The sequence below is a fragment of the Almyronema sp. genome (assembly GCF_052168255.1).
Classification (GTDB): Bacteria; Cyanobacteriota; Cyanobacteriia; order Phormidesmidales; family Phormidesmidaceae; genus Sphaerothrix; species Sphaerothrix epifaneia.
The window spans coordinates 1-9,009 of sequence record NZ_JBQLZL010000017.1; the positions used below are offsets into that span (position 1 = coordinate 1).

Annotated in this window: 9 protein-coding genes; 3 read left to right on the forward strand and 6 right to left on the reverse strand. The window is 50.8% G+C overall.

The features are described from left to right. Positions 1–76: 76 nt before the first annotated feature. The 3 genes from ACTS3T_RS02985 to ACTS3T_RS02995 form a co-directional block, all read right to left on the reverse strand. On the reverse strand, positions 77–955 hold the full coding sequence (locus tag ACTS3T_RS02985; protein WP_462934780.1) for an SDR family NAD(P)-dependent oxidoreductase: 879 nt from the start codon (positions 953–955) through the stop codon (positions 77–79). Positions 956–1,164: 209 nt separating this feature from the next. Next, a complete protein-coding gene (gene lepB / locus ACTS3T_RS02990) occupies positions 1,165–1,701 on the reverse strand; it encodes a signal peptidase I (RefSeq protein ID WP_462934746.1) in 537 nt (178 codons plus the stop codon). 149 nt (positions 1,702–1,850) lie between these two features. Next, positions 1,851–3,002: a metal ABC transporter substrate-binding protein gene (locus ACTS3T_RS02995; RefSeq protein ID WP_462934747.1), complete on the reverse strand. Its 1,152-nt coding sequence runs from the start codon at positions 3,000–3,002 to the stop codon at positions 1,851–1,853. A gap of 375 nt (positions 3,003–3,377) precedes the next feature. Here ACTS3T_RS02995 and ACTS3T_RS03000 point away from each other — a divergent pair, with 375 nt between their 5' ends. Together ACTS3T_RS03000 and ACTS3T_RS03005 are read left to right on the forward strand one after the other, a co-directional pair. Further along, the gene (locus ACTS3T_RS03000) at positions 3,378–3,626 is read left to right on the forward strand and encodes an Asr1405/Asl0597 family protein (protein WP_462934748.1); all 249 of its coding nucleotides are present in this window, start codon (positions 3,378–3,380) and stop codon (positions 3,624–3,626) included. Then, complete coding sequence (locus ACTS3T_RS03005; RefSeq protein ID WP_462934749.1) at positions 3,626–4,240, forward strand: (2Fe-2S) ferredoxin domain-containing protein; 615 nt, start codon at positions 3,626–3,628, stop codon at positions 4,238–4,240. Before ACTS3T_RS03000 ends, ACTS3T_RS03005 begins: the two co-directional genes overlap by 1 nt. Before the next feature lie 241 nt (positions 4,241–4,481). Here the strand turns inward: ACTS3T_RS03005 and dpsA are convergent, their stop codons facing one another. Beyond that, on the reverse strand, positions 4,482–5,018 hold the full coding sequence (gene dpsA, locus ACTS3T_RS03010; RefSeq protein ID WP_462934750.1) for a DNA starvation/stress protection protein DpsA: 537 nt from the start codon (positions 5,016–5,018) through the stop codon (positions 4,482–4,484). 793 nt (positions 5,019–5,811) lie between these two features. Here dpsA and ACTS3T_RS03015 point away from each other — a divergent pair. After that, positions 5,812–6,255, forward strand: coding sequence for a Fur family transcriptional regulator (locus ACTS3T_RS03015; protein WP_462934751.1), 444 nt, complete (start codon positions 5,812–5,814; stop codon positions 6,253–6,255). Between the two features lie 23 nt (positions 6,256–6,278). Here the strand turns inward: ACTS3T_RS03015 and ACTS3T_RS03020 are convergent, their stop codons facing one another. Together ACTS3T_RS03020 and ACTS3T_RS03025 are read right to left on the reverse strand one after the other, a co-directional pair. Beyond that, the gene (locus ACTS3T_RS03020; protein ID WP_462934752.1) at positions 6,279–7,991 is read right to left on the reverse strand and encodes a hypothetical protein; all 1,713 of its coding nucleotides are present in this window, start codon (positions 7,989–7,991) and stop codon (positions 6,279–6,281) included. Beyond that, positions 7,946–8,095 (reverse strand): hypothetical protein, encoded by a 150-nt coding sequence (locus ACTS3T_RS03025; RefSeq protein ID WP_462934753.1) that lies wholly within the window; start codon positions 8,093–8,095, stop codon positions 7,946–7,948. Before ACTS3T_RS03025 ends, ACTS3T_RS03020 begins: the two co-directional genes overlap by 46 nt. Positions 8,096–9,009: the final 914 nt, after the last annotated feature.

The window sequence follows — 9,009 nt, forward strand, 5'->3', positions numbered from 1 at the left end:
ATAAGGCTGGTACCCCACCCGCTTTGATCTATCCTTCGCCAACAGAGCTAATGAAATCAGCCCTGAATTTGCTGCTTTACTTCAACGTTTTTACCGTCTTGTTGTCTAACCCTTCTCGGCTGTGGCTCAAATCAGACAGTTCACCTGTGGGTTCGCGCTTTAGCTCATCTGGCACCTGATTGCCCACAGGCCCCTTAGCCACCGTCACGCCACCATCGGCCAGCCACAAGGCTCCGGTCACGTAGCTGGCTTCATCTGATGCCAAAAAGGCATAAACATTCGCCATCTCTTCAGCCGTACCGCGACGACCCATTGGCGTCGCCTGAATCAGCATTTTTTCCATCTGTTCATCCATTGGCCCCGTTTCTTTATGGGTCCAAGCCGTATCGATCGCCCCTGGACAAACACAATTAGCCCGCACGCCATATTTAGCCTGCTCTACGGCAACGCCCTTCATGAAAGCGTGCATCCAGCCTTTGGTACCACCGTAGGTAGTGTTTTGGGCTAAGCCGTTAAAGCCTGCTTCTGAACCAGCAGAGACAATATTGCCGCGACTTTGTTGTAAATAGGGCAGGGCGTACTTCGTCATCAGAAACGCCGATCGCAGGTTCATTTGCAACGTGCGATCGAAAAGGTCAATGGGGTAGTCTTGTGTCTCGGCGGTCACTAAGAAAACCCCAGCATTGTTGATTAGCACGTCAAGCTGTCCGTAGGCGGTGATTGCGGCTTCTACGCAGGCTTGAGCTTCTGCAGGCTGCGAGACATCACCCGCATAAGCGATCGCTTCCCCACCATGCGCCTGCACCTGTTTAGCCACTGCCTCCACCGGATCATCCGGTAAGCCATTGACGACAACTTTCGCCCCTTCCTTGGCAAACTTGTGGGCGATCGCTTCGCCAATTCCGGTCGCCGCCCCGGTGACAAGGGCAACTTTGCCGCTTAAACGACCCGTCATACTAAAGTCCTCAGTTTTGTCAATGCCTTTAGTATTTCGAGACACCGGGCGATCGCCCTCTACCAAGGGTGTGATTGCCCCCTTATCGACTCATTTAATTAGCCCTAGGCTAGCCTTTTAGGGAAAATTTTTGCGTTTTTTGGCTGGTTCCAGGCGGCTATGGGGCTAATCTGGCGGCGGCTAGCGGTCAAGCGGCTACGTTACCCCCTTTAATCTAACCCTCCCAGGCGATCGGGGGGCCAAAAGCGGACGGCAGCGCGGCCAATAATATTTTCTTGCGGTACATAGCCCCAAATATGGCTGTCGGTGCTGTTGTTGCGATTGTCTCCCAGCACTAAATAAGACGCCGCTGGCACGATCTCTGGCCCCCACTGGTAGGTTGGCGGTGCTTTAATGTAGTCTTCTTCTAAGGCTTCACCGTTCACCCATACCTGGCCTGCCGTGACTTCAACTTCATCTCCTGGTAGCCCAATTACCCGCTTGATATAGGCATCGCGCCGTGCCCCGGCGGGAAAAAGTTCTGCAGGTGGCCAGAAGACCACAATATCGCCTTGCTGTGGTTCATTGAAGCGATAGCTAATTTTTTCGATAATCAGGCGATCGTTAATTTGCAGGGTCGGTTCCATCGATCCAGAGGGGATGTAGCGAGCCTCAGCCACAAACTGACGAATGCCCAAAGCCAGAAAAATACTCAGACCGATGGTTTGTAAACCTTCAACCCAAAGATTTTGCTGCTTTTTAGCCACGTTGATCAACCCTTAAAGTGCATGCATTCAGTAAGCTCCATTGTACTTACGGCAAGGGCGATCGCGGTTGCCGCTGTGACATTTGTCTGAGTGGGTCTCTAGTTGCGATCGCCGAATCCGCTTACCTTGGCTCTTTAGGCCGTTTTGGCTCAAAGGGGAGCCGCTGCCGGGTCACAGGTGCCCCCCAATCCTTGAACAATCGTGCAAGTGTTCACCACCAGCATCGCCTGAGTCGTTCTAGCAGCGCTTTCGGCTCCCCCCGGCCCTTCTACAAAGAGCGGTTGTTCAGCAACTGTTACCCCCGCATTTTGAGCCACCGTCGCAATCAGCTTAGGGCTGGTTGTGGTTTCGGCGAAAATGACAGGCACCTGCGTCGCCTTCACCTGATCGACTAAAGCAATCAGGTCGCCAGCGGCTGGTTTTTGCTCAGTACTTAGACCACTCAACGCCCCCGCCACCTCAAAGTCATAAGCGTCGGCAAAATAGCGAAAAGAATCGTGGGTGGTCACTAGCTGGCGATCGCTAAGGGGAACAGTCGCCACCTGGGCTGCAATCCAGCGATCGAGTGCGGCAAACTGCTCGGTTAGCTGATTGGCCTGAGCCTGATAGAACGTAGCCTGTTCCGGATTAATCGCCACCAACTGTTCAGCAATCACCGCCACAATGGCAGCGTTGTGGGTAGCATCGTGCCAAATGTGCGGGTCGGCCACACCACCCGATTTAGCTACATCCGGCTTGTCATGGGGCACCTCATGAGGGTCGTGGCCTGTAGCCTCTCCGTGACCATGACCATGATCAGCGTTACCGCTGAGCGGATGGGGAACCGCCGCTTCGTAAACAGCCACTTTTGGCCCCGGCTGACGGCTGGCCTCAACCAAGCCAATGACGGCTGGATCAGCGTTATAACCGCCATACAACACCAGATCAGCTTGATCCAGCGCTTGCCGATCAGCGGGCTTGGCTTGATAGGTATGAGCGTCTTGGCCGGGTTGCATTAAGCAGGTCAGCGCGATCGTCGAGGCAGCTACCTGCTGAGTAAGGTCGCAAAGTACGCTGGTTGTCGCCACCACTTGCGGTAGCGCTACCTCCGGAGCAGCCGATTCAGCCACCGTCTCTGGCGGAGGATTTTGGCTACAGCCGCCACCGATTAGCCCCAACACCAAAATTAGACCGACGCCTGGGAGGGATCTACCGCCGCTCACGGCTTTTTTCTCAGCACCCAACCCAAGCAAGCAAAAACGGCTATTCGCGGCCAAGCTGATCAGCTTTACCCACCGAACTAACTGACTGTGCGGCTCCATCTCCAGCCTCCTTTAGCAAACTAGAAAACGAGATTGAGAATGATTATCATTTTAATCCTGTTTTTAGGCTAAAGGCTGCCTGGGGCGCTGTCAATAACTCAGATGCCGCTAACGCCCCTCTTATTGCAAACCTATTGCAATAGCTGCCAAGATCGACTATCTTTTGATAGAAGTTCTCAATAACAAATTTTAACTAGCGCCTGAAACCAGTGGGTCAAATTGCTTGAAAACTGCTGATAAACAGTTTCTACAGGCGATCGCTGATCCTGCAATCGGCCTTAGCTTTGGCTTTTAGAACCGCTTGTTTCAGAATTATTCTCACTAAATTCACAGCCGTTCTTATCGTTATTTATTCACATCAGCCGAACCCTTGCTATGGATTCTGTACAACCCGACCTCAGCAGCCTGCCCCAGCTCGATCGAATTGAGCGCTGGAATATCTATAACCGTCTGCAAGAACTGGCGATTCTTTGCCACTGCGCCAAGGGTCAACCGCTCCAAGTTCAAATCAACACTGTCACCGAACTGGTACAGCTATGGAGCGTTATTCAGCAGTTTACCGCTCCTCGGCAAACCCAACTGGCCTACATTGAGCGCTGCTGGCAGCAAGCAGAGGCCGCCTGATGCATACGCTCACCCCCCTACCCTCGGCACCTACTCAAGCCCCCGGCCAAGTGCTCAAAGGTCAATATATCGGTGCCTTTCGCTCAGAGAAAGGCAAATTAAAAGGGCTACGGTTGCGCACCGCTACTGGCCTTGAGGTGATTGAACTACCCAAGTATTTACGACCGATGCTGGTTCGAGAACTACAGCCCGCAGCCTTTATCCAGGTTTGGGCTTATCCTGAGGCGGGTCGCTGGCGGGCCGTTAATCTGTTGCCGCTGCCAGCTAGTGAAATTGCCGCACTCGCGCTTATAGAAGAAACAGAACAACCCTTAGCCCCGGCCCCGGTCTGCCTGCAAGTGTGTCGGCGCGGCAGTTGTTCTAAGCGGGGCAGCGATCGCCTGTGGCAAGCTTTGCAAGCAGAAATTGCCGCAGATCCCGACCTCAAAGCGATCGCCTTGGAAGCCAGCGGCTGTCTTAAAAACTGTAAGCAGGGGCCAACGGTGAGGCTACTGCCCAGCGGCGAAACGCTGAGCTTTGCTCAGCCCCAGCGGATCAAAACCCGGTTAAAGCAACAGTTAAACCTGCTCACAGACAAGACTCAGTCGCAGGAGTCTTTACCACTAATGCATTAGTTTCTCACTAAGCAACTGATAACGCCATGCATAACAGCGGATTTGATGCCCAGCGCTGGGATCACTGGCTATTTATTGCCGCCTACCTAGCCCTTTCCAGTTGGATTCTGTGGAAAATTTATTTACAACGCTAGCTTCGTGCCATCTCAAACTTGTTTACTTAGCCCAGCTTCAACTAGAGCTATAGCTTACCTTCCGCCCCCACGCCCTCCCTAGGCGCAGGGGCCAAATCAGAGGGAGGCTACCAGCCCAGTTTTAGACTGTCACGCGTTAAGAAATGCTCTAGATGGTATGCCCGTTCTTCGGTTTTGAGCAGAATCTTTTCGTACAGGTAGCGGGTAGCGCGATCGCCTAGGCTTTCTGCCTGAGACGCTTGCCGTCGCAGCAGGTCGATCAACGCCTGCTCCGCCTTGAGATCGTGCTCAATCATCAAACGGCAGCGAAAAGCATCGTCTGACTCTGGTTCAAAGCAGCACAGCTCAGCCAGCTTGCCAAACGACTGAGCCGGAATGCCGCCTAGGCCGTGCAGACGCTCTCCTACTTCGTGGGCATGATCTTGGACTGCTTCGTAGCTTTCTGAAAAATATTCATGCAGCATGTAGTACTCAGACCCTTCGACCACAAAATGATGTTTTTGATACTGCAGATACAGCCCCATAAAGCTGGCGTAAGCAATTCCCAGTCCTTCGCAGATCGGCTCAGTTACCGTCTTCGCCAACAGAATTGGATTGTCGGCAATTTCGTCAAAAGACTGCAGCAAGGTTTCGGTAATGGGCATCGTATTTTCCTCAATCAGACTGTTGCTAGAGAGCTTAGTCAGCTAACTCAACTTTTTCCGAGCTTAGCGCCATTTTCCGGATTTGCCTAATCATATTTTTCTTAAAAATAGAAGCGTTTAGCATTAAGCAAATGATTCTCTTCCCCAGTTGCAAATCACTTCTAACATTGGCTCTGTTGTTGCTCTTTATTTTTCTCAGAGCGGACGTGGTCAATCCCGGTTCAAGCAGTTAGGCGTTGTCTGATAGTACTTTTGGCGATCGCTCGTCCCTTTACCAGCTCAATAGAGATAGGGGTGTGGATCAAAGAAGGTTGTCCCTTAGCGTTTATCTAACTGCCTTCAAAATCTCAGAGAATTGGTTAAATTGCTGACCTAATTGGGAGAAAAACATGTAAAGTTATACAGAATTATTTTCATAGTAAACCGTTTTTATCAGCTTGAAATTAAGTTTAGATAAATAATATCAACGATTTTTTCAGCAGGGGTTTACTCCTTTTGTATACGGCCATAGCCGTTATGGTTTGCCTCAAACTAATAGCGATCGCCTGCGGCTTAACGTTATAACTCAAAGCCTTGCTTAAAATTTATGCCGCTATCAGCTAGCAACTTTTTGAATAGGCGTTTTCTCAGCCAAAGCCATTGATCATTTAAGACTAAGGGTTTAAGAATTTCGCCTGTTTGGTTGATACTGAGGTTCCCAGGCTAGGCTTGCTGCCTAGCAGACTCAGGTTTCAGCGATAGTCAATCACAATGGCACAGCTCTCATTTTTACTCAGTTATCCATCCCGTTGACATGGCAGATACCCATTACAACAGTCAAATGCTTAAAACATTGTTGAATCAAGAGGGCTTTCGCTTAACGATTCAGCGGCAGAAAATCTTAGACCTGCTGAAAGCTTGTCACGAAGGCACTCACCTCAGCGCTGAAGCCGTCTGCCAACACCTTTCTAGCCAAGGAGAAAATATTAGCCTATCCACGGTTTATCGAACCTTACATGTGATGGTCAACTTGGGGCTGCTGCGAGAATTGGAACTGGCAGAAGGCAAAAAATATTATGAATTAAACACCCCCTTTTTGAGCCAGCATCATCATTTAGTCTGTGTTCAATGTGGCGCTGTCAAAGAATTTGAAGACACCATTGCAGCCGAAATCGGCGCTAATCAGGCCGAAATGCACTGCTACACCCTGCTAGACTGCCAGTTCACCATCTTTGGCATTTGCCCGACCTGCCTTTAGCCAGCAGCCCCGGTCAAAGCTGATCAGGGCAATCCTGTCTGTTGCTGCAGCCAGTGCAGCCATGCTTGTCTGGCGGCGGTGCTAAGCTGGGCGATCGCGGATTTACCCCACTGCTGCCTTAGCGCTGTCTGAATTTGAGCAGGCGTCCAGTTAAGTCGCAGCAGTTCAACAAAAATCTCAGCTAGCTGCTGCAAACGCTGATCGCTTTGAGTAGCGCCCCCTTTAGCCTGAAGCTGAGACAACGCTTGTTGCAGTCGTGCCGTAGAGGCGATCGCCCAATCTAGCGCCTCTGCTTGCAAAATCGGGTCGTTTGACTGTAGGTAAATCTGCATTCGAGCGGCCCACTGCGCTTCATGCTGCGTCGTTTTTTGCATCAACTGCTGCTGGCCTAATATTTGCCCCTGCTGGTGACGGGTTTGAGCCTGCTGCTGTAGGTTGTGGAGCAATTGCTTGAGCTGAGCAGCCGTTTGAATCGGCGTTGCCCCAGGTTTTAGCTTGGCTGCTGGCCGATCATTACACCCTAAAGGCGATTGTTTAGCAGGTAGGCGATCGCTGTCATCGTTAGCTGAAGAGGGATTACGACCTGTCAGGGGGAATAAGCTTATAGGACTTAAATCGTTAGCAGCGCCCTCAGCGCTGACTAACGATAAGTCTGTTTTTGTAGCAGGGGGGGTTTGGGGGGGATGCCAAAACTGGGGATGCCAGAGATCTTTGTGGCGATAGAGCGAACTGCCGCCAATGCCGTAGCTGATCAACTGCTGAAACCGAGCTGTTGCTTTTTCGGCCAATGCTCTTTCGCTAAGCAATTGGTCAATCGCAGCCTGAATTTTTTGGCGGACGTTCTGAGTTTGCTGCTGGTTCCAGGTTAACCCCACAACGGGTTCTGCTGTTTCTAACTGAATTTTGGCTTTGTACTTACCCTGCTGCAGCCCATAGGGAAAATAGTGGCTATTCTCAATACAGTTAGCCCACTCGGCTGCTCGCTGCTCAATTTCATGCTGATGCTGGCACCATCGGCGATAGCCCGGTAAAGCTTTAGCTACCGCTACAATTTGCGCCACCAGCGACTGACCTTGTAGAGGTTTGCCCCCCTGCAAAATGTGGTGAAAGATATAGCAGCGCATGGTAATGCGCCCCAGTAAGCGGTTGGTTTGGCCTGTTCCTGTCCAACCCAGCTCAATTTCAGCATTCAAGTCATTAAGAAACTGATCGGCTCTGCCAGAAATCCGATAGCAGCGGCGCTGAGCTTGCTTCAGAATTTGGCTGATCGTTCGCTGAGTTACCCCATTGCGCTGCTGGCAGTAGTGCCACTGGCGCACAAATGCTAACTGGCTGGTCCAGATTGGCTCAAAGTGGCTGTTTAGCAAATAGGAACCAGCTTGTAACGGCAGGCGGTGACCATTAAATAGCTTTGGCAAGCCATCGGCTACATAAAGTCTGGCATTGGGGAAAACTTCTAGCTGGCCTAAACGCGGTGGAAAGCCAGCATTGCTGAGTAACGTGGTGACGGCGGCGGCTAGCTGCCAGGACTTTTGAGCAGTGGCTAGGGGAAAGTAAAGATGCAGCCCACCGCTATAAGAAGACGTACAGGCCACATAGTTGACTAAACCCAGCGGTTCCAGAGCATCAACTAGCCGCGCGATCGCCAATGGATCTTGCTTAGGATGGTAAGGACTGGTGACATCAATATCTAATAGACAGTAGCCTGTTTGAGCGCCAAAACGAACCCCATACAAATAACTGCCCTGTTGCCACAGGCGATCGCTGAGAGGATAGCGACTTTCTGTGCGCCATTGAGGCGACTCACCTGGTGCAGTTTGCTCGGCATAAAGATAGTCATAGCGATGCGGAAAAAGTGAGAAGAAAGCCGCTTCCCACTCCTGTACATACTCAAAGTCAGTGGCTACAACAGCTACGATCAGCCACCTCCCCAGCTTGCCATGCTCAAACCTTTGGCAAGTTGAAGCAACTCGGCAATCGCCCAGCTAGGTTGCCATAAAAATTGCTTTGCTAAATAGCTCCCGAAGTTGCTAGTATCTTGAAACATATAGATGAGTGCTTATAAGCAACCCAAACTCAGCCCATAGCACCAAAAGCTTGGGGTGATTCATTGGGGCCTACAAGCGCAAAGGCTTATAAGTGCAAAAGGCTAGACTTTACCTCGGTAAAGTCATTTCGGTCATAAGAACCCTGAGCGGACTGTGGTAGGGATGCAAAGGGTTCTTATTTTTATGGCTAGTTGAATTAAGTTTTTTAGCTGCGTAAAAGTCTCCTCCAGTTTGAGAGCGTTTGTTCTAAATAACCGCACAATGGCGAAAGGTTATCACCGAATTGAGGCAATCTCAACCACCTAAAATTGACGCTACGCCGGAGTTACAGGTAAGCCCTACGCCGGAGTTACAGGTGAAACTATACGCCGGAGTTACAGGCAATCTGACGATCCATACGCCGGAGTTACAGGTGAAACTATACGCCGGAGTTACAGGCAAAAAAGTAATTGCCTTATAGGGCAAAGGTTGGCGCTAGCGGCTGTGATAAAACCCTACGCCGGAGTTACAGGTGAAACTATACGCCGGAGTTACAGGCAATCTGACGATCCATACGCCGGAGTTACAGGTGAAACTATACGCCGGAGTTACAGGTACTTCGACAAAAACATACGCCGGAGTTACAGGTAAAGGTTTACAAAACGACAAACTTATACGCCGGAGTTACAGGTACTTCGGCAAAAACATACGCCGGAGTTACAGGTAA

Excerpts from the sequence above, each read along its gene's own strand:
- ACTS3T_RS03005 (WP_462934749.1), top strand. The coding sequence starts at position 3,626 with ATGCATACGCTCACCCCCCTACCCTCGGCACCTACTCAAGCCCCCGGC.
- ACTS3T_RS02985 (WP_462934780.1), bottom strand. The coding sequence starts at position 955 with ATGACGGGTCGTTTAAGCGGCAAAGTTGCCCTTGTCACCGGGGCGGCG.
- ACTS3T_RS03000 (WP_462934748.1), top strand. The coding sequence starts at position 3,378 with ATGGATTCTGTACAACCCGACCTCAGCAGCCTGCCCCAGCTCGATCGA.
- ACTS3T_RS03025 (WP_462934753.1), bottom strand. The coding sequence starts at position 8,095 with ATGACTATCTTTATGCCGAGCAAACTGCACCAGGTGAGTCGCCTCAAT.
- ACTS3T_RS02995 (WP_462934747.1), bottom strand. The coding sequence starts at position 3,002 with ATGGAGCCGCACAGTCAGTTAGTTCGGTGGGTAAAGCTGATCAGCTTG.
- ACTS3T_RS03015 (WP_462934751.1), top strand. The coding sequence starts at position 5,812 with ATGGCAGATACCCATTACAACAGTCAAATGCTTAAAACATTGTTGAAT.
- dpsA (WP_462934750.1), bottom strand. The coding sequence starts at position 5,018 with ATGCCCATTACCGAAACCTTGCTGCAGTCTTTTGACGAAATTGCCGAC.